The 17,651-nt window shown below is 70.1% G+C and carries 17 protein-coding genes; 8 read left to right on the top strand and 9 right to left on the bottom strand.

What is annotated here, in order from left to right:
* Positions 1–17: 17 nt before the first annotated feature.
* The 3 genes from ASD59_RS13265 (at position 18) to ASD59_RS13255 (ending at position 2,317) form a co-directional block, all read left to right on the top strand.
* Entirely contained in the window at positions 18–983 is a 966-nt protein-coding gene (locus ASD59_RS13265; protein ID WP_055832464.1) for a M28 family peptidase, read from the top strand.
* Between the two features lie 82 nt (positions 984–1,065).
* Positions 1,066–1,698: a methyltransferase family protein gene (locus ASD59_RS13260; protein WP_055832462.1), complete on the top strand. Its 633-nt coding sequence runs from the start codon at positions 1,066–1,068 to the stop codon at positions 1,696–1,698.
* A 61-nt stretch (positions 1,699–1,759) separates the two neighbouring features.
* Positions 1,760–2,317 (top strand): hypothetical protein, encoded by a 558-nt coding sequence (locus tag ASD59_RS13255; RefSeq protein WP_055832460.1) that lies wholly within the window; start codon positions 1,760–1,762, stop codon positions 2,315–2,317.
* A 7-nt stretch (positions 2,318–2,324) separates the two neighbouring features.
* Here the strand turns inward: ASD59_RS13255 and ASD59_RS13250 are convergent, their stop codons facing one another.
* The 4 genes from ASD59_RS13250 to ASD59_RS13235 all read right to left on the bottom strand — a co-directional run bounded on the left by ASD59_RS13250 (position 2,325) and on the right by ASD59_RS13235 (position 7,846).
* Entirely contained in the window at positions 2,325–3,833 is a 1,509-nt protein-coding gene (locus ASD59_RS13250) for a Ppx/GppA family phosphatase (protein WP_055832458.1), read from the bottom strand.
* Positions 3,833–6,055 carry an RNA degradosome polyphosphate kinase gene (locus ASD59_RS13245; RefSeq protein ID WP_055832457.1) on the bottom strand — a complete coding sequence of 741 codons (2,223 nt, stop codon included), beginning with the start codon at positions 6,053–6,055 and terminating at the stop codon, positions 3,833–3,835. The genes ASD59_RS13250 and ASD59_RS13245 overlap by 1 nt, the downstream gene beginning before the upstream one ends.
* A gap of 105 nt (positions 6,056–6,160) precedes the next feature.
* Positions 6,161–7,093, bottom strand: coding sequence for an RcnB family protein (locus tag ASD59_RS14640; protein ID WP_235561828.1), 933 nt, complete (start codon positions 7,091–7,093; stop codon positions 6,161–6,163).
* A gap of 165 nt (positions 7,094–7,258) precedes the next feature.
* Entirely contained in the window at positions 7,259–7,846 is a 588-nt protein-coding gene (locus ASD59_RS13235; RefSeq protein ID WP_055832455.1) for an RcnB family protein, read from the bottom strand.
* A gap of 159 nt (positions 7,847–8,005) precedes the next feature.
* Between ASD59_RS13235 and ASD59_RS13230 the strand changes: the two genes are divergently transcribed.
* Both ASD59_RS13230 and ASD59_RS13225 read left to right on the top strand, forming a co-directional pair.
* Positions 8,006–8,725, top strand: coding sequence for a glutathione S-transferase N-terminal domain-containing protein (locus ASD59_RS13230; RefSeq protein ID WP_055832453.1), 720 nt, complete (start codon positions 8,006–8,008; stop codon positions 8,723–8,725).
* 193 nt (positions 8,726–8,918) lie between these two features.
* The gene (locus ASD59_RS13225) at positions 8,919–9,221 is read left to right on the top strand and encodes a sel1 repeat family protein (RefSeq protein ID WP_156377041.1); all 303 of its coding nucleotides are present in this window, start codon (positions 8,919–8,921) and stop codon (positions 9,219–9,221) included.
* A gap of 33 nt (positions 9,222–9,254) precedes the next feature.
* Here ASD59_RS13225 and ASD59_RS13220 read toward each other — a convergent pair whose 3' ends face one another.
* On the bottom strand, positions 9,255–10,034 hold the full coding sequence (locus tag ASD59_RS13220; protein WP_055832449.1) for a polysaccharide biosynthesis/export family protein: 780 nt from the start codon (positions 10,032–10,034) through the stop codon (positions 9,255–9,257).
* Between the two features lie 122 nt (positions 10,035–10,156).
* Here ASD59_RS13220 and ASD59_RS13215 point away from each other — a divergent pair, with 122 nt between their 5' ends.
* The 3 genes from ASD59_RS13215 (at position 10,157) to ASD59_RS13205 (ending at position 12,747) form a co-directional block, all read left to right on the top strand.
* The gene (locus ASD59_RS13215; RefSeq protein ID WP_055832447.1) at positions 10,157–11,602 is read left to right on the top strand and encodes a GumC family protein; all 1,446 of its coding nucleotides are present in this window, start codon (positions 10,157–10,159) and stop codon (positions 11,600–11,602) included.
* Positions 11,603–11,654: 52 nt separating this feature from the next.
* Positions 11,655–12,356: a hypothetical protein gene (locus ASD59_RS13210; RefSeq protein WP_055832445.1), complete on the top strand. Its 702-nt coding sequence runs from the start codon at positions 11,655–11,657 to the stop codon at positions 12,354–12,356.
* 109 nt (positions 12,357–12,465) lie between these two features.
* On the top strand, positions 12,466–12,747 hold the full coding sequence (locus ASD59_RS13205; RefSeq protein WP_055832443.1) for a hypothetical protein: 282 nt from the start codon (positions 12,466–12,468) through the stop codon (positions 12,745–12,747).
* Here ASD59_RS13205 and ASD59_RS13200 read toward each other — a convergent pair.
* Genes ASD59_RS13200 through ASD59_RS13185 form a run of 4 tightly spaced genes read right to left on the bottom strand, consistent with a single transcriptional unit; the run spans position 12,744 to position 17,645 of the window.
* Positions 12,744–13,685 carry a glycosyltransferase gene (locus tag ASD59_RS13200; RefSeq protein WP_055832441.1) on the bottom strand — a complete coding sequence of 314 codons (942 nt, stop codon included), beginning with the start codon at positions 13,683–13,685 and terminating at the stop codon, positions 12,744–12,746. The genes ASD59_RS13205 and ASD59_RS13200 overlap by 4 nt on opposite strands.
* Positions 13,685–14,623: a glycosyltransferase family 2 protein gene (locus ASD59_RS13195; RefSeq protein WP_055832438.1), complete on the bottom strand. Its 939-nt coding sequence runs from the start codon at positions 14,621–14,623 to the stop codon at positions 13,685–13,687. Before ASD59_RS13195 ends, ASD59_RS13200 begins: the two co-directional genes overlap by 1 nt.
* Entirely contained in the window at positions 14,620–16,071 is a 1,452-nt protein-coding gene (locus tag ASD59_RS13190) for a lipopolysaccharide biosynthesis protein (RefSeq protein WP_055832436.1), read from the bottom strand. Before ASD59_RS13190 ends, ASD59_RS13195 begins: the two co-directional genes overlap by 4 nt.
* Positions 16,071–17,645, bottom strand: coding sequence for an exopolysaccharide biosynthesis polyprenyl glycosylphosphotransferase (locus tag ASD59_RS13185; protein ID WP_055832434.1), 1,575 nt, complete (start codon positions 17,643–17,645; stop codon positions 16,071–16,073). Before ASD59_RS13185 ends, ASD59_RS13190 begins: the two co-directional genes overlap by 1 nt.
* Between the last annotated feature and the right edge of the window lie 6 nt (positions 17,646–17,651).

Genomic DNA, 17,651 nt, shown 5'->3' with positions numbered 1-17,651 from the left:
GTCCATCAGGAGTCGTCATGCGTCCCGCCCGCCTTCCCGCCCTGTCGCCGATCGCGGCGGCCCTGTTCCTGTCGGCCTGCGCCAGCGCGGCTCCGACGCCCGTCGTCGTGTCGCCCCCCGCTCCGTCGGCCATGCACGTCCGGCTGCTGGACGACGTGCGCATCCTGTCCGCCGACGACATGCAGGGCCGCGACACGGGCGCTCCGGGCGGCGAGAGGGCGCGCGCCTACATCGTCGGGCGGCTGGAGGCCCTGGGCGTGGCGCCGCCGCCGATGGGCCGGTTGCAGCCCTGGGAGATGCAGGGGCGCACCCGGGCGGGTCCGAAGACCTTCAACGGCGTCAACGTCATCGGCCTGATCCCGGGGACGCGGGTCACCGACCGCTACATCGTCGTCACCGCCCACTACGACCACGTCGGAACGAACGCCGAGGGCCAGGTCTTCAACGGCGCGGACGACAACGCCTCGGGCGTCGCCACCATGCTGGCCCTGGCGGCGGACCTGAAGCGCCGGGCTCCTGACCATAGCGTGCTGATCGTGGCCCTGGACGGCGAGGAGCACGGCCTGCTGGGGGCGAAACATTTCGTCGAGGCGCCGCCCGTGCCGCTGGCTTCCATCGCCATGAACCTGAATTTCGACATGACCGCCCGCGCCGAAACGGACGGCAAGCTGTGGGTCACCGGCACGTACCAGCACCCGAATTTCCGCCCGATCCTGGAAGCGGTGCCGGCCAACGGCGCCGTCGCCCTGGCCTTTGGCAAGGACACGCCGCAGGACACGGGCGAGGACAACTGGGTCGAGGCCTCGGACCACGGCGCCTTCTACAGGGCCCAGGTGCCCTTCCTGTACCTGGGCGTGAACTACCATCCCGACTATCACCGCCCCTCGGATGATTTCGAGCGCATCACGCCTTCGGTGTTCATCAGCGCGACCGAGCTCTCGATCGCCTCGTTCCGGGCGCTGGACGCGGCGCTGGATCGCTAGTCGCGAGCGCGTTTCGGTCGCAAAGATCGGGCTTGAAATGACCGCGCCGAGGTCGTTTGGTCCGGCGACCGGAGACGACCTCATGACCGCAGCACATCGGCCGACCCTCGACCTCTCCATGGTCCAGAAAATCCGCAAGGCCGCCGTGCTCACGGCCCTTTTGAGCCTCGTCGGCCTCGCGCTGGTCACCCAGTCGATCGGCGGCGTCGACGGCGAATGGCACGAGCATGTCGAGGCCGCGGGATTCGCGGCCATCATCCTGGCGATCGTGGGCCGGGCCTGGTGTTCGCTCTACATCGGCGGGCGCAAGAAATCCGAGATCGTCGACCGCGGTCCCTATTCGATCTCGCGCAACCCGCTCTATGTCTTCAGCTACATCGGCGCCTTCGGAATCGGGGCCCAGAGCGGCAGCGTCACCATCGGCCTGGGCTTCGTTCTGGCGGCGATGGCCGTGTTCTATCTGACGGTGCGGCGCGAAGAGGCCTTCCTGGAGCGGGAGTTCGGGGCCGTCTACACCGCCTACACGGCCCGCACCCCGCGCTTCTGGCCCCGTTTCTCGCTGTGGCGGGACGAGGAGCAGCTGACCATCCGTCCGGCCCTGTTCGTGACGACGATTCGCGACGGGCTGATGTTCCTGGCGGCCATCCCGGTGTTCGAACTTATCGACGCCGGACAGGCAGCCCACTGGCTGCATGTTGTCGCCCGCCTGCCCTGACGGTGGACAGGCGCGCGCGGCCGTGGTCCGGTCGCGGTCGGACGTGCGGGGAAGGATCGTCATGCGACATCTGATCGGCCTGGCTGCGGGTCTGCTGATCCTCACGGGTTGCGACCGCTCCGTCGCCCCCGGGGACGCGCCCGCGGCCCCGGCTCCCACCGCCGGCGCCTTCAGCCATACCGCGACGTCCGACCTGTCGGGCTACTACATGCCCGTCAGCGAGGTGCGGATCGGCAAGTGGGTCTTCGATCACATTTTCGTCGGCCAGGCGTTTGAGTTCGAGGCCTGGAAGGGCGTGGAGTCCGGGACGACCTTCGCCCCCGTGATGCTTCAGTTCGACGACGCCACCAGCCCCATGGTCCAGACCGAACTCGGCGAGGCGCGCAGCGTCACCGCCCGGGTCCTGCCGACGCGCTATGCCGTGGCCGAGGACCGGCTCGTCTTCGAGGGGACCTCGGCCGAACTCGGCGTCGTGCGGTTCGAAGGGCGGATCGACCAGGGCGCCCTCGCGACGTCGCGGCGCAATCTGGGCGACGAGGGCGTGGTCGTGACCGGCGCCCTGACCGCCGCCGGCCAGACTGTGCGCGACGTGCGCCTGCGCTGGTGGATGGGCGACTGACAGCGGTTCAGCCGCCGTTGCGGATATCCAGCTTGAGCCCCATGGCCTCGGCCAGGGCCTTGCCGCGCCGCCGGGTCTGTTCGCCCAGCAGGACGTCGGCGTAGCCGCCGGAGGCTGTCAGCACCAGGGCGCCGTCCTTCACGGTCGCCCGGGCGTTGGCCAGCAGCTGCGGGGCGCGACCCGACAGGTCGCAGGCCAGCCGGATCGCCAGACCCAGCGCCCGGGCGCCCTGACGCTGTTCCTCGGTCAGCAGGCGCGAGACCGTGTTCGGCTCGGGCGTCGCCACGGGTCCGCCGTAACGGGCGTTGACCGCCGTCGCCAGATAGGCCCGCTCGGCGTGGGTCTGGCCCGGCACCGGGGCGCGCAGCACCTGGTCAAAGGCCAGCTCGACGCGGTGGTCCGGGTGCAGCCGGGCGCCGAGGTCGGCCAGGCGGCAGGCGGCGTCGGCCAGGGCGTCGTCGCGGCCCTTGTCGAAGATCACGGGCATGGCCGCCAGCAGGGGCGCGATCCAGCCCTTCAGGGCGCCGGGCAGCGTCGGCGAAATGCCCTGACGCGCGCCGAGAGCCGATGAACCGGCCAGCAGGGGGTCGGCGGCCGCGATGTCGGGCTCCAGCGCCTCGTACAGCAGGCCCTCGCGGACGCCCCATGCACAGACGACCACCCGTTTCAGCCCGAGCCGCTGGACCAGACCCTCCATCACCAGGGCGGCGTGGGGCAGGGTCTCGGACCGCTTTTTCGACACGCCCGGCCATTTCTCCAGCGAGGCTTTCGACGCCCGGGCGACCAGTCCGGCGGTGGCCAGCACTTCGTCGGCGCTCATCGCATACTGGTGGACGATGCGCAGCGGATAGCCGTTCATCTCCATATGCACCTGGGCCAGGGTCCGCCACGCCCCGCCGACAGCGTAGAGGGTGTCGGCCTTGAAGTCGGCGGCCGGCTTCAGCCGTTTGCCGATCGCCTCGCGCAGGCGGTCGGCGTCGAAGGAGCCCTCGTCGGCGAAGGCGAACGGCCCCAGCGGCAGGGTCACGCCGCGCCCGACCTCGCCGCCGGTGATACGCACCAGTTCAAGACTTGAACCGCCCAGATCGCCCGCCACGCCCTCGGCGTCGGGAATGCCCGCCATAACCCCGAGGGCGGCGTAGCGGGCTTCCTCCTCGCCCGACAGGACGCGGATCTGCAGCCCGGTCTCGGCGGCGACCTTTTCGCAGAAGGTCCGGCCATCGGCGGCCTCGCGCACCGCGGCCGTGGCCGCGACGAAGACCAGGGCCGGACGCACGCCCTCGATGACGGCGGCGAACCGTTTCAGCGCCGTCAGAGCCTGGGCCGCGCCCTCGACCGACAGCTGGCCCGTGGCGGCCAGGTCCCGACCGAGGCCGGCCAGGACCTTTTCGTTGAACACGGTCCAGATCGCCCGCCCTTCCAGCCGGTACAGGACCAGACGGACGGAGTTGGAGCCGATGTCGATCGCCGCGACGTCGCGGGGCTCGCCGATGGCCGACAGCAGGGCCTCGGGCATCAGCGCTTCTTCCGTGACGGCTCGTAGCTGAGCTGCCCGGGCAGGGTCTTCACCTTGCGGCCGCGGCCCGACAGGCTGGGATTGGTCATGAAGTATTTGTGGGCGGAGAACGGACGCTCTGGGTCGGCGGGCGCGACCCGCCGATAGGCGCCGTCCGGATCGAGCACCCAGCTCTGGGCGTCGTCCTTCAGATTGGCGACCATGATCTGGTCCAGCACCTGGTCATGAACGGTGGCGTTGAGCACGGGGGTCATAAGCTCGACCCGCCGGTCCAGGTTCCGGTTCATCCAGTCGGCCGAGGAGATGAACACCTTGGCCTTGTTGTGCGGCAGGTCGCGGCCGTTGGCGAAGGCGACGATGCGGCTGTGCTCGAGGAAGCGGCCGACGATCGACTTGACCCGGATGTTGTCGCTGAGCCCCGGCACGCCGGGCCGCAGGCAGCAGATGCCGCGAATGACCAGTTCGATGCGCACCCCCCACTGGCTGGCGCGGTAGAGGGCGTCGATGACCTCCGGATCGACCAGGGAGTTCATCTTGGCCCAGATGGCGGCCGGCTTGCCCTGGGCCGCCGCCGTCATCTCCTTGCCGATCAGGTCGATCAGGGTGGTCTTCATGTTCAGCGGCGAGACGACCAGCGCCTCCAGCTCGTCCGGCTGGGCGTAGCCGGTGATGTAGTTGAACACCCGCGATGCGTCCCGCCCCAGCATGGGGTCGCAGCTGAACAGGCTCAGGTCGGTGTAAACCCGCGCCGTCACCGGGTGATAGTTGCCGGTGCCGAAGTGGCAATAGGTCCGCAGGGCCTCGCCCTCGCGCCGCACGACGACGCTGAGCTTGGCGTGGGTCTTCCATTCGACGAAGCCGAAGACGACGTGGACGCCGGCCCGCTCCATGGCCCGGGCCCAGCGCAGGTTGGCCTCCTCGTCGAAGCGCGCCTTGATCTCGACCAGGGCGGTGACGTTCTTGCCGTTCTCGGCCGCCTCGATCAGGGCGGCGACGATGGGACTGTCCTTGGACGTCCGGTACAGCGTCTGCTTGATGGCGATGACGTTGGGATCGCGCGCGGCCTGGCGCAGGAACTGGACCACCACGTCGAAACTCTCGAACGGGTGGTGGATCAGCATGTCCTTCTCGCGGACCGCCGCGAAGATGTCGCCGCCATTGTCGCGCACCCGCTCGGGATAGCGCGGCTCGTAGCCCTTGAACTTGAGGTCGGGATGGCCGGACGGGATCAGGTCGGCGACCTGGGCCAGACCCAGCATGCCGGCGACCAGGACGATGTCCTGCGGCGCGGCGTCCAGCTCGTTGGTGATGAAGGTGCGCAGGTCGTCGGGCATGGACGCCTCGATCTTGATGCGCACGACCGAGCCCAGGCGGCGCTGCTTCAGCGCCTCCTCGAACTCCATGACCAGGTCCTCGGCCTCTTCCTCGATCTCGATGTCCGAGTCGCGGATCAGGCGGAAGACGCCGCGCTCCAGCACGTCGCAGCCCGGGAACAGGTGGTCGATGAACAGGGTCAGCAGGCTTTCCAGGCTGACGTAGCGCTTCCTGCCCGGGGTGGAGCGGCCGTCGGTGGCCAGCGGCCAGAACCGCTTCACCTGGGTCGGCACCGGCACCAGCGCATAGAGCATGCGGTTGTCCGACCGCCGCTTCAGCTTCAGCGCCAGCGAGAAGCCGAGGTTGGGCAGGAAGGGGAAGGGGTGGGCCGGGTCGATCGCCATCGGCGTCAGCACGGCGAACAGCTGGTTCAGGAATTCGGGCTCCAGACGGTCCCGCTCTGTCTTGCTGATCCGGTCGGCGTCGACGACGTCGATGCCGACGGTCCTGAGTTCCTTGCGCAGCTTGCGCCAGCGCCGCTGCTGCTCTGCCATCAGGGCGCCGGCGGCGACATTGACCTTGTCCAGCTGTTCCGCCGGCGTCAGGCCGTCGGAGGACAGGACCCGCACCCGCTCGCGGACCTGGCCCTTCAGCCCGGCCACGCGGGTCATGAAGAACTCGTCGAGGTTATTGGCCGAGATGGACAGGAAGCGCAGGCGCTCCAGCAGGGGATGGGCCGGATTGGCGGCCTCTTCCAGCACCCGGCCGTTGAACGCCAGCCAGGAGATCTCGCGGTTGAAGAACCGCGTGGGCGAGGCCATCAGCTCTTCGGACAGATGCAGTTGGGGCGCGCGCGAAGACGGGACCTCTTCGCCCCGGGTCGTGTCGCTGATCGCCGCGTCGGTCATGCCCCGGTTCTGGCGTGTCCAGCGCGCCGCCGCAACCTCCGTTCCGGATACGGAAACGCCGCCCGATCGCGAGACCGGGCGGCGCTTCTTCCGTGGACTGACGAACTACCAGCGCCAGGCGTCGTAGACGACGTCGATGATGTAGCCGTCGTAGGCGTCGATCAGATAGATGTGGTTGTCCACCAGCACCCAGCGCGTGCCCTCGGGCGGATAGCCGAGGCCGTAGGTGCGCCAGTCGTTCAGCTGGTAGCGCCAGAAGATCGAGGGCAGGTACTGGCCCTCGTAGTAGCGCTGGCCCCAGTAGTTGCGGGGCACCTGGTAGTAGCCGTACCCCGGCGCGAAATAGAAACCGATGCGCAGGCCGTTGTAGCCGCGGAAGCGCCGGTCGTTGCGCCACCAGTCGGACCGGTGGCTCCGGTTCCAGTCGCGCCGCCATGCATCGCTGTTGAAGCGCTGGCGGAATTCCCGGTATTCGCGCCGGTCCTGACGGTATTCGCGGCGGTCCTCGCGCCGGTCCTGGCGGTTCTCCCGACGGTCCTCGCGGCGATCCTGACGGTTCTCGCGACGCTCCTCACGGTTCTGGGGCGGGTCGTTGGGGCGGTCTTCCCGGCGCTCCTGACGGTTCCGTTCCCGGATGTCGCGGGCGAGCGCGTCGCGGATGTCCTGGTGATTGCGGAACAGCGGCTGGTTCGGATCACGGGGCGTCTCGGGCTGCTGCGCCCGGGCCCCCTGGCGGTTCTCCCGCCGCTCCTGCCGGTTTTCCTGCCGCTGCTCACGGTTTTCGGGCGGCTGGGCACGGGCCTCCTGCCGCTCTTCGCGGCGTTCCTGGCGATTCTCCTGGCGCTGTTCGCGGTTTTGCTGCGGCGCTTGCGCCAGGGCGTCCGCCCGCGCCAGGGCGCGTTCGTCGTCGCCGTTCTGGCGGGCAGCCCCGCGGCGGCCGCCGTCCTGTTCGCCGTCCTGGGCCAGGACAGCCAGCGGCGCGGCCGCGGGCACGGCGAAGGCCGCCACCGCCGCGGCCATCATCAGAGAACGTTTCATGGTCTTGGTCTTTCCCCGCACGTCCCTGTCAGACGGCTTGATCCAAAGGTCGCGCCTGGTCGATGAACCGTGACTGAACGAACGGCGTCGTAAGGTTAACTATTGGACAGAAAAACGCCCCGCTGACCAGCGTCAACGGGGCGCTCCTCATGCGATGGCCGAAGTCTAGAAGGCGCCGGACAGGACGCTGGCGATCAGGCCGGTGGCGATCGCGATCATGACGATGTCATTGCCGGCGTGGACGTAGCGATAGCCGCGCGGCGCCGGGCCCAGGCCGTAGGCGTACGGATCGCGCACATAGTAGCCGCGGTAGGCCGGAGGCAGATAGCCGCCGCGCTGCCAGCGCTGACCGTAATAGCGCGGCTCGACCCGGTAGTAGCCGTAGCTGGGCGCGTACCAGTAGCCGCTGCGCGCGCCGCGATAGTCGCGGAAGTCGTCCCGGCCGCGCCACCAGTCGCGATCGTTGCGGTCCCAGCGCTGGTCGCGGCGGAAGTCCTGCCGGTCATCACGGCGCTCGGCCCGGAAGTCGCGTCGGTCGTCGCGCCGGTCCCGGCGATATTCGCGGCGGCTGTCGTATTCGCCGTTGCGCCAGTCGCGACGGTCGTCGCGGCGTTCCCGGCGATAATCCTGCCGGTCGTCGCGGCGATCCTGGCGATACTCGCGGCGGTCGCTGAGGCTCTGGGCCTCGGCGGCGAGCGGGGCGGCGGTGGCCAGCACCAGCCCGAGCACGGCGGCCCTGGTGAAGCGGTTCATGGTCGTCCCTCCGGTTGGGCGGAACTGCCTGCCGCCCGTTAATCATGTTTGACGCTCATCCCGCGCGCATGAACGCGTCCTGAACGTCTCTGTCAGGTTCGCTGTTGTGCGAGACGGCTGGGGCGCCCACCTGAGGTGCTGCCGTTTCAGGAGCGCCGAGTGACCCGTCCGATCGAACTCTGGTACTGGCCCACGCCCAATGGGTGGAAGATCTCCATCGCCCTGGAGGAGATGGGCCTGCGGTACGAGATGAAGCCGGTGAACATCGGCGCGGGCGACCAGTTCGCGCCGGCCTTCCAGGCCATCAGTCCCAACGGCCGGATGCCGGCCATCGTCGATCCGGACGGTCCGGATGGTAGGCCGCTGTCGATCTTCGAATCCGGGGCCATCCTTCAGTATCTCGGCGTCAAGTCCGGCCGCTTCTACCCGCAGGACCCGCGCGGCAAGGCCGAGGTCGACCAGTGGCTGTTCTGGCAGGTCGGGGGCCTGGGGCCCATGGCCGGCCAGACGCATCATTTCCGCCAGTACGCCCCCGCCCTGATCAAGGATCAGCGCCAGCTCGCCTATGGCGTCCGCCGCTACACCGACGAAACGCACCGTCTTTACGGCGTGCTGGACCGAAGACTGGCCGACCGTGACTTTCTGGCCGGTGATTATTCTATCGCCGACATGGCCAGCTGGCCGTGGATCCTTCCCGAGCTCCAGGGTCAGAACCTGGACGAGTTTCCGCATCTGGCGGCCTGGATGAAGCGCGTCGGCGAACGCCCCGGCGTCATCGCCGGCCGGGCGCTGGGCGAGGCCCTGCGGGCCAATCTGGCCTCGTCCGGCAGGTCGGCCGAGGCGGCGCGCAGGGTCCTGTTCGGCCAACGGGCCCGGTGACTCTTCGTTAGCCGGTGTGACCGGGAGATTTACGAGAGATTTCAGAAATCTGAATCTCTGATCCAGTATTCATTGCTGCTTTACTGAAAAGTCTGGCGGGCCGTTTCGCTGTTAACTTTAACTTCAAACCGCGGGTATTTGATCTCCGTCAGAGGGCAGGGCCAGAACGGCCACCAACCCGGGAGATACGGTGATGAACGCGCAAGAAATGGCGCCGGAAGTCGATCAGGAGCAGGGGCTTCCCCTGCCCACCGCCGAAATGAACGGCGATGATCTGTTCCGGCTGGGCATGATGTATTCGAGCGGCCAGGGCGGTTGTCCGATGGACCGCGTCTCTGCTCATATGATCTTCAACCTCGCCGCCATGAAGGGCTCGATCGAAGCGCGCGTCTATCGCCGCGAGATGAGCCAGGAGATGGAGCAGGACGAGATCGCCGAGGCCCAGAAGGCGGCCCGCCGCTGGATCGACGCGGGCGTGGTGTCGCTGGCGGCGTGAGAAGGTGGCCACCAGCCACTAGCCACCAGCCACTCAGAAATTCTGATACTGCCCGCCGATGGCGTAGCTGAAGCCGACGGGCAGGGCGTTGCGGAACAGGGTGACGAAATTCGCCACCTCTCCCAGCGTCGAGCGCGGCACGAAGATGATGTCTCCCCGCCGCAGGGCCACGACCTCTCCCCGCCGGGGCCGCAAATCCACCGCCCGCATCATTCGCACCCCGCGCGGCCCGCGCCGGATCAGCGCCACCTCGCCCTGGCGCGCCGTGGGCAGGAAGCCGCCGGCCTGGATGACGGCCTGATAGGCGTCGAGGTCGCCAGTCATTTCATAGACGCCCGGCGTGCGGACCTCGCCGTCCACCCAGACGCGGATCGGTCCCGCGGTCTTCAGCGTCACCTCCACCACAGGCCGGCGCAACTGGCTGGCGTAGGCGGCGGAGGCGTCTGCCTCCACCTCGGCGATGGTGCGGTCCGCGGCCATGATCTGGCCCACGAGAGGCAGGGATATCCGCCCGTCCGGCCCGATCTTCTGCGTCCGGGTCAGCTCGACCGCCGTCGGGGTCGCGATCTCGATCTCGTCGCCCGGATAGAGGACGTATTCCGGCTCGGCCTCGGTCCAGTCGGCGAAACCGATCTCGGGGAAGGAGGTCCGGCCCAGGTTCTGCACGCGGTCGCCGCCCGAACCCCGCGGCAGGGGCATGCGCGAGGCGTAGTCGCCGCCCCCGGTCAGCCCGTTGGCGACGCCGCCGCAGCCGCCCGCCGTCGCCGCGACCCCGGCAAGGCCCAGCAGCATCAGGCGGCGGTCGATGGACATGGCGGACTCGTTCCTGGAAGCGACGTTGAGGGCAGGGTCGCCGCTTATGGGTAACCATGGGTTAACGCCGGTAGCCCAAGGCTTGTCAGGTCAGTCCTGTTCCATGGAATCAGTCCGCCCGCATGCGTACGACGGCCTACACCACAGTCCGCCCGCGCTACGGCTTCTTCGACGTCGTCGGTCTGCTGTTCCGCGAACTGCTGCTGATGGTCGTGATCTTCCTGCTCGTGTTCGCCATCGGCACGGCGCTGATCCTGACACTGAAGAAGTCCTACACCGCGACCGCCAGCGTCTACGCCGGCGCCGGGTCGGAATATGTCTATCAGCCGCGCGTGGGCGCCTCGGAGCGCAGCCAGCCGCTGGAGGCCGATGCGATCGCCGGCTCGGAGGCCCAGATCCTGGGCAGTCTCGAAGTCAAGCGCCGCGCCGTCCGCGCGGTCGGCGCCGGCACGGTTCTGGGGCCGGACGCGTCGGGCACGGCGGCCGAGAAGGAAGCGGCGGCGCTGAAGGTCATCGACTCCAGCCTCGGCGTCGGCACCACGGCCGGCAGCGCCATCATCTCGGTGTCCTACAAGTCGGACGATCCGGTGCGCGCGGCCCAGGTTCTAAACGCCGTGGTGGACCAGTATCTGGTCCAGCGCCGTGTGGTGTTCCGCGACCGGACCACGCCCGCCCTCGCCCGCCAACGCGAGGCGTTCGAGACCGATCTTAGCCGGGCGGACGACGCCTACAACGCCTTCATCCGGTCCAACGACATCGGCGACTTCGCCACAGCCAAGGCGACCCTGGCGGCGACCTATCAGACCACCTACGCCGAGGCCCTGTCGCTGCGGGCGCAGCTGAACCAGGCCAGCCAGCGGCTGGCGACGCTGGAGGCCCAGCTGGCGCAGCAGCCCGCCGAGGTGGTTCTGCAGCAGGACCTGAACGTCTCGGCCCAGGACCAGATCCTGCAGCTGCGCACCCAGCGCGAGGCCCTGCTGTCGCGCTATACGCCCGACGCCCAGCCGGTGAAGGACGTCGAACAGCAGATCGCCGACCTTCAGGCCTATGTCGCCACCGGGACGACGGTGGGGGCCAAGGAGGTCCGCACGGGCCCCAGCGTCATCTTCACCGAGATCGAAACGGCGCGGATCACCGCCGCCGCCGACCGCGACGGCCTGGCCGCGCGGCTGGCGGTGGCGAACAGTCAACTGGCCCAGATCCGCTCGCGCCAGGCCGAACTGACCCGGCTGGAATCGACCAACGCCAATCTGGCCGGAAACCGCGAGGTCCTGACCGCCAACATCCGCGACTTCCAGCAGCGCGAGAGCGCCGCCCGCGCCGACAGCGCCCTGGTCGCCGCCGGGGCCGACAACGTCACGGTCATCGAACGCGCCGAGGCCCCGACCCGGGGGACCAGCCTGAAGGCGCCGCTGCTGGCCCTCGTCTTCCTGTTCGCCGCCTTCACCGCCCTGTGCGTGGGCCTGCTGCGGATCTTCACCCGCAAGGGCTATGTCACCCCGGCCTCGACCGGCCGGACGCTGGAAATGCCGGTGCTGGCCGTCGCGCCGATGAAGGCCGCCCGCTGAAGTTCCAACCCGTGGTAGCGTAGGGGCCTGTAGCCGGGCGCGTAGCGATTCGATGGTCGATCTGACAACCGAAATGGCGGCTCTCTGGGCCGCGCTGGGCCCGGCGCCCGGCCACCGTGGCCGCGTGGTGCAGATCGCCGCCGCCAACTCGGGCGAGGGCGTCTCGACCGTCGCTCGCGAATACGCCCGCCTCGCCGCCGTCCGCGCGCGCCGCCCGGTCTGGCTGATCGACGCCGACCTGTCGCAGCAGGGGCAGATGGAGGCCGTCGCCGCCGAGCCCGACCGGTTCGGCGCCCTCGGCAAGGCCGCCATCGCCACGCCCGACGGATCGATCTTCTTCGCCGTCACGCCGCGCCTGATGGACCGTGCGGGAAAGCCGGTGCACCCGGCCCGGCTGATGACGGCGCGTCCCTGCCTCGGCGGCCGGCTGTGGGTCACGCGGTTCGCCGCCGAACACCTGCGGTCCGGCCAGCGGGCCGAAGCCGTCGGCGATGCGCGGTACTGGGACGCCCTGAGAAAACACGCCGACACGGTGGTCATCGACGCACCGGCCGCGGACCGCAACGAGATGGCCATCACCCTGGCGCCCTTCGTCGATTCCACCGTGCTGGTCGTCGCCGCCGAGAGCACGGCCGCCAACGAACCGCTGATGCTTCGCGACGAGATCGAGGCGGTGGGCGGCAAGATCGCCGGCGTCGTGGTCAATCGCTCGACCTACAGGCCGCCGGCCTTCCTGAAGCGTCTGACCGGCTAGGGCGGAAGCGCAACCAAAAGGTGCAGCCGTCAACCTTGACGAGCGGAGTTAGCGGGTGTCTTGTCTCGATCGGCCGTCGCGCCCGGCGGCCTCCTGTCGGAGACGGCCCATGCGCGTTTCGATCGTTTCGGTGCTTCTGGCCGGGAGCCTGCTGGCCCTCGGCGCCTGCAGCACCCTGGGACAGCCCAGCAACCTCACCCTCGCCGAACTGACCGAACGCTGCGAGTCCCGCGGGGGGCATTTGAACCCGACCGGCCGGCAAACGGGCGAGGCCCGGCGCGACCACAGGTGCACGGGTGTTCGGGTGCGGGTCTTCGGCAACGGACAGGTCCGGTCCACGACGAACCGCGCGATCGACCGCACGCTTGTCGGGCGTCGCCCCACGACCTAGCCGGCCGCGCGGTTCAGCCGGTCCAGTTCGCGGCTGCCGTAGAAGTGCGGCTCCAGCCCCTTCATCCAGAACATCTTGCCCACGCCGCGCGCCGTCCGGTCATACAGCTCGGCGCGCCGGGGGCTGGCGATCAGTGTCAGGGCTGCCGCGCCGACGCCCCAGACCGCCGCCTGGGCCGCGCCGATCAGCATCCATCGCGCCACCCCCGGCCAGTTCTTCGCCGCCGCCGCCGTCTGGCTGGGGCCCTGGCCATAGGCGAAGGCGCGGGCGAGCGCATATTTCAGCGTGGCCCGATGCGCCGGCGCGAACTCCTCGACCCGGGCGTCCGCCGCCCAGCCGAAGCGGCCCCCGCGCGCCGCCAGGGCCGCGAACAGGGCGTCGTCCTCGCCGCCGGCCTGATCCGCGGCCACATCGAACGGCTCCGGGCCGGGCAGGGCGGTGGCCCGCAGCATCAGGGAGTTGCCGCAGCCATGGGGCTCGGCGATCAACCCCGTCCGTTCGGGCCCGGCGCGGCCGAAGAAGCGCTCCAGATAGGCCTCCAGCCACGGCTCGGCCCCCGGCGCCCGTCCGGTGATCGGACCGAAGACGGCGTCCGCCCCGGTCTCCTGCTGCGCCTTGAGCAGGGCGGCCAGCCACCCCGGCTCCGCCGCCTCGTCGTCGTCGAGGAAGGCGATCAGCGGGGCGGCGGTCGCGGACAGGCCCGCATTGCGCGCTGTGGCCACGCCCGGCGCCGGCGCATGGCGATAGACGAGGGCCCAGGGCGAGATGGCGCGCAGGCTTTCGGTCAGCGCCGCCGCCGAGCCGAGCGGATCGTTGTCGACGACCACGATTTCCGCGACCCGGTCGGCCACGCCGGTCTGACCGAACAGGGATCGGAGGGCCCGTTCCAGGCTTTCGGGCCGGCGCAGGGTCGGAACGATCACGGCGACGTCAGCCATCACACCGCCTCCGCATAGAGGGCCGCCCGGTACAGGCGCAGGGAGAAGGCCCGCGTGGCCACGGGCAGCCAGTCCGCCTCGGCCCCGCGTCGCATCGCGCGGCGCAGCAGCGGCAGGCCGGGCAGACGTTTCAGCAGCTTCGCCGCCCTGTAGCTGGGGTAGGCCGCGACAACCCCGGGGTGGCGCTGGACCATGCGCCCGAAATTGGGGGCCGACTGCTCATACTTGCCGGCCAGGGCCGTCACGGTGTCCAGCCCCATGTGGGTCGCTGGATTGTCGATGTGGACGACCTCGAAGCGGCGCGCCACCCGCATGGCCCACTCCACATCTTCCCAGCCCCAGCCGGTGAAGCCGGGGTCGAAGGCCTCGGTCTCGAACACGTCGCGGCGGACCAGCAGGTTGGAGGTGTAGACGTATTTCTCGGGCTGTTTCGCCCGCTCGGCGCAGGGCACGCACTCCGACTTCGCCGCCATGGCCCGGTGGACCGCGAAGCGGGCGTCGGTCGGGGCCTGCAGCAGGGAGAAGCCGCCGAAGGCCACGGCGGGATCGCCGGCCGCGACCAGCGCCGCCCAGTCGCGCAGGAAGTGCGCATGGTCGGGCCGCATGTCGCTGTCGAGGAACAGCAGGCTGCCGCCGCGCGCCGCCGCCGCCAGCCGGTTGCGGCCGATGGCCCGCCCCTCGTTGGCGGGCAGGGTGATCAGGCGCACGGGCAGGGCCATGGCGTCGATCTGCGCCGTCAGCCGGCGCGTCAGGGCCGCGTCGGCGGTGCCGTCGTCCAGCACGATGACCTCGACCGCGCCGGTCAGCGCGGCGGCTTCGGCGTCGAGCCGGTCCAGCAGGTCGGTCGGATCGTCGCGCAGGAAGGGGACCAACACGGACAGGGCGGGCCGGGCGGGGATCCATGCGGCGTTGTCGTGGACGAGCGCGCGGGCGGTCATGCCGTCGCCCTCCGCGCCCGGGCCTGGGCGAGCAGGCGCGCGGCGACGTCGCGGACGCCGGCCGCGTTCAGCGTCAGGGCCGCCGCCGCATAGACCAGGCCGCCGACCGAAGCGTCCAGCATCAGTTCGGGGAAGCCGCCGAGGGCGGGCAGCCGCGAAACGACCAGGGCCATCACGCCGGTGGCGACGCCGCACCGGACAAGGCTTTCCCACGGGATCGGCAGGGCCACGACGCGGCGGCCGATCAGCATCGTCGCGATCAGCCCGAGGCCGAAACTGGCCGCTGTCGCCCAGGCCGCGCCCATGAGGCCGAAACGGGGCACGAGGATCAGGTTCAGAACGACGTTGGCCCCCGCCGGTATGGCCATGGCGATCAGCAGCCGCTTCGTTTTCTTGCCCAGGGTGAAGGCCTGGCCGAAATAATAGGCCGTCAGCCCGAACAGCAGGGCCGACAGGGCGATCCACGGCGTGACGCCCGCCGCCGCTGCGCGCAGATCCTCGCCGATCAGCAGCTCGGCCAGCGGCCGGGCCACCAGCGCCACCCCCGCCGCCGCCGGCAGGCCGATCAGCAGGAAGGTCGACAGCTGCTCGCGCGCGGCCTCCCTCAGCCGCTCCAGCCCGCCGCGCTCCAGCGCCATGACCAGCGCCGGCTGGCCCGCCGAGCCCAGCCACAGGAACAGCACGTCCAGCGTGCGGTTCGCGATCGAATAGCTGGCGTGATAGGCGCCGACCGCCGCCTCGTCCATGAACAGGGCCAGCAGGAAGCGGTCGGTCGAGGACAGCACCACCGTCAGGGCCAGCGAGGCCGCGATCGGATAGCCGTAGAGGGCGTAGTCGCGCACCCGCGCCGGCTCGAACGCCCCGCCGCGCGCCTGTCTCAGTTCGCCCGGCAGGACGAAGGGCAGGGCGGCCAGCGGCGCAAGGCCGAGGCCCAGCAGGGGCGCCGCGCCGCCCGCGCCGATCATGGCGAAGCCCACGCCGATAGCCAGGCCGCCGACCGCCACCGCCATGTCCAGCCACGCCGCCTTGCCCACCTCGCCGGCGGCGCGGAACCGCTCCTGCCCCAGCTTGACCAGACAGCGCGCCGGCGCGCCCGCGAGGCCCGCCGCCAGCGCCAGCCTGAACAGGGGGTCCACCGGAAACAGCCACACCGCCACTCCGGCCACGACCAGGAATCCGGCGCTGAGCGCGAAGGCCGTGCGGTACAGGCTGGCGAAATGGCCCCAGGTCTCGGCGCCCGGAGACTGGGCCGCCCAGAAGCGGGCCATGGCGGCTTCCAGCCAGCTGAACACCGCCACATGGGCGAGGGTCATGACCGAGAAGGCGAGGGCGTAGCGGCCGAACTCCTCGGCGCTGAGCATGCGGGTGAACAGGACGATGGCCAGAAACCCGACCACGCCCTGCACGATATTGGCCGGCAGATAGCCCCAGACGCCGCGCCAGAACATCAGCGTACCGCCGCGCGGTCGCCCAGCAGCACCGGCAGGGTCACCACCATGATCCACAGGTCGAGCCAGAACGACTGGCGCTCGACATAGTCGATGTCCAGCTGCACCCGACGGCGCACGTCCTGGGCGGTGTTGAGCGGGCCGCGCGAGCCGTTGACGGCGGCCCAGCCGGTCATCCCCGGCTTGATGCGGTGGCGATGGGCGTATTCCGCGACCAGCCGCGCGGATTCGATGTGGCCGGTTTTCATGCCGATGGCGTGCGGACGGGGACCGACCAGCGACATCTCGCCCGTGATCACATTCAGCAGCTGGGGCAGTTCGTCGAGGCTGGTCTTGCGGATGAACCGGCCGACGGCGGTGACGCGATCGTCATCGTGGGTGACCTGGCGGCTGGCGGTCGCGTCGGCGGCCTCCTGCTTCATCGAGCGGAATTTCCACACCACGATTTCCTCGTGGTTGAAGCCGTGACGGCGCTGGCGGAAGAAGATCGGACCCGGACTGTCCAGACGGATGGCGAGAGCGACCCCGGCCATCACCGGAGTCAGCAGGACCAGGGCGGTCAGGCCGAAGATCATGTCCTGCATCCGCTTGTTGAAGGCGCGGCGGTCGTCGTCGACGGGCCCCTGCACATCCGCCAGCGGCGCAGCCGCCAGCCGGTTCAGCGCCGAGCGCGTCTCGGCCGCATCCTTGGGCTCGACCAGCAGGGTCACTTCGTTGGGCAGGATCCCGAGCCGGGCGGTCAGGTCGCGCACCCGCGCCTCGGCCCTGGGGTCGATCGCCACCACGATGCGGTCGACATAGGGCGTCATCCTGTGGGTCAGCAGATCGTCCGCCGTCCCCAGCACGGGCACGCCCTCGATGGCCCGCGGGCTGCGCGCCAGCCGGTCGTCGAAAATGCCCAGCACGTTCAGGTCGCGCCGCTTCAGGGCCTCGCGGATCAGTGCCTCGGCGTGCCGGGTCGCTCCGACAAGAACGACGTTGGGCGTCAGGGCGCCGGAGGCTCGCCAGCGGCCGACGATGTCGCTCCAGCCCATATGCAGGGCGTTCAGCGTGACCAGCACCAGTCCTGTCCACACCAGATACGCGGTCCACGGGGCGGCGGCGCCCCGCAAGGCCCAGCCGGAGGCCATGGCGACCAGCGAGCCCACCGCGACGATCGCCACCACAGAGGCCAGATGCAGCGCTGTCTTCTGGCCTCGGGCGAACCGGTAGCGTCCGAGGGACCGCAGCAGGCCGAGAATGGTCAGCGCCCCGAGCGCGAAAGGCAGGATCCGGGACAGTTCGGCGTGCAGCAGAGGGCCGGGCGCCGCCGCCCGGGCGCACAGCAGGGTGACGCCGGCCACCGCCAGGACGTCGATCCCGCGGAAATAGTGGGCGGCCAGCCGCGAGGCGTGGCGCTGGCGGGCGTTGCGCCACACATCCGGCCGGAAGGGTCCGCGACGGGCGGCTCCGTCGATCCCGGCCTCGCCCGCCAGCGAGGCGGCGGCCAGCGCCTGCAGGCCGGACGCGTCGCGGCCTTCCGGACCGGACAGGTCGGCGTCGAACGACGGGTGGCGGCTGGCGACGTCGGTCATGGGGCT

The sequence above is a fragment of the Brevundimonas sp. Root608 genome, assembly GCF_001427825.1.
Classification (GTDB): domain Bacteria; phylum Pseudomonadota; class Alphaproteobacteria; order Caulobacterales; family Caulobacteraceae; genus Brevundimonas.
Note: the sequence above shows the minus strand (reverse complement) of the source record. Positions and strands in the feature narration are given on the sequence as shown.

What these genes read in the sequence shown, in the direction of transcription:
- ASD59_RS14640 (WP_235561828.1), bottom strand. Translation starts at nt 7,093, where the DNA reads ATGAAACGTTCTCTGATGATGGCCGCGGCGGTGGCGGCCTTCGCCGTG.
- ASD59_RS13225 (WP_156377041.1), top strand. Translation starts at nt 8,919, where the DNA reads ATGAACGCGCAAGAAATGGCGCCGGAAGTCGATCAGGAGCAGGGGCTT.
- ASD59_RS13250 (WP_055832458.1), bottom strand. Translation starts at nt 3,833, where the DNA reads ATGCCCGAGGCCCTGCTGTCGGCCATCGGCGAGCCCCGCGACGTCGCG.
- ASD59_RS13200 (WP_055832441.1), bottom strand. Translation starts at nt 13,685, where the DNA reads ATGGCTGACGTCGCCGTGATCGTTCCGACCCTGCGCCGGCCCGAAAGC.
- ASD59_RS13190 (WP_055832436.1), bottom strand. Translation starts at nt 16,071, where the DNA reads ATGTTCTGGCGCGGCGTCTGGGGCTATCTGCCGGCCAATATCGTGCAG.
- ASD59_RS13205 (WP_055832443.1), top strand. Translation starts at nt 12,466, where the DNA reads ATGCGCGTTTCGATCGTTTCGGTGCTTCTGGCCGGGAGCCTGCTGGCC.
- ASD59_RS13185 (WP_055832434.1), bottom strand. Translation starts at nt 17,645, where the DNA reads ATGACCGACGTCGCCAGCCGCCACCCGTCGTTCGACGCCGACCTGTCC.
- ASD59_RS13215 (WP_055832447.1), top strand. Translation starts at nt 10,157, where the DNA reads ATGCGTACGACGGCCTACACCACAGTCCGCCCGCGCTACGGCTTCTTC.
- ASD59_RS13265 (WP_055832464.1), top strand. Translation starts at nt 18, where the DNA reads ATGCGTCCCGCCCGCCTTCCCGCCCTGTCGCCGATCGCGGCGGCCCTG.
- ASD59_RS13210 (WP_055832445.1), top strand. Translation starts at nt 11,655, where the DNA reads ATGGTCGATCTGACAACCGAAATGGCGGCTCTCTGGGCCGCGCTGGGC.
- ASD59_RS13255 (WP_055832460.1), top strand. Translation starts at nt 1,760, where the DNA reads ATGCGACATCTGATCGGCCTGGCTGCGGGTCTGCTGATCCTCACGGGT.
- ASD59_RS13260 (WP_055832462.1), top strand. Translation starts at nt 1,066, where the DNA reads ATGACCGCAGCACATCGGCCGACCCTCGACCTCTCCATGGTCCAGAAA.
- ASD59_RS13235 (WP_055832455.1), bottom strand. Translation starts at nt 7,846, where the DNA reads ATGAACCGCTTCACCAGGGCCGCCGTGCTCGGGCTGGTGCTGGCCACC.
- ASD59_RS13195 (WP_055832438.1), bottom strand. Translation starts at nt 14,623, where the DNA reads ATGACCGCCCGCGCGCTCGTCCACGACAACGCCGCATGGATCCCCGCC.
- ASD59_RS13245 (WP_055832457.1), bottom strand. Translation starts at nt 6,055, where the DNA reads ATGACCGACGCGGCGATCAGCGACACGACCCGGGGCGAAGAGGTCCCG.
- ASD59_RS13220 (WP_055832449.1), bottom strand. Translation starts at nt 10,034, where the DNA reads ATGTCCATCGACCGCCGCCTGATGCTGCTGGGCCTTGCCGGGGTCGCG.